At 54.6% G+C, this 434-nt stretch carries 1 protein-coding gene; it reads right to left on the reverse strand.

The features are described 5' to 3' along the window. Positions 1–434, reverse strand: a 434-nt coding sequence (locus ICL07_RS32155) for an AMP-binding protein (protein ID WP_188092165.1), incomplete at both ends; no start/stop codon positions are given.

Below are 434 nucleotides of genomic sequence, written 5' to 3' on the forward strand. Positions count from 1 at the left end.
GTAGACCTCGACATTGGGCAAAGGCAGCCCGATAGGGACAGGGCCGCCACGATAGTCCTTCATCGCAAACGCCGTCGCATACACGCTGCACTCCGTAGGTCCGTACAGGTTATATACGCTATCGGCCCAGCCGCATGCCTGCAGCTCCTGCGCCAGGTGCTCCGGAAATGCTTCCCCTGCTACAAAGATGTATTCCAGGCGCTGTACAGCTGCTCCTCCCTGTTTCAATACATCGAGGAACAATGCAAACAGCGACGGCACAAAATTGATGTGCGTAACACCGTAAGCCGCGATGGCAGACTGGATCGCAGCAGGATCTTTTTCATCACCGGCAGGCAGTATCGCCAATTTTCCGCCTCCCGCCAGCCAGCCAAATAATTCACTCAACGATACATCAAACACATAAGCCGTCTTCAACAGGTACACACTCTCCG

Source organism: Chitinophaga qingshengii, assembly GCF_014529935.1.
In the GTDB taxonomy this organism is placed as follows: Bacteria; Bacteroidota; Bacteroidia; order Chitinophagales; family Chitinophagaceae; genus Chitinophaga; species Chitinophaga qingshengii.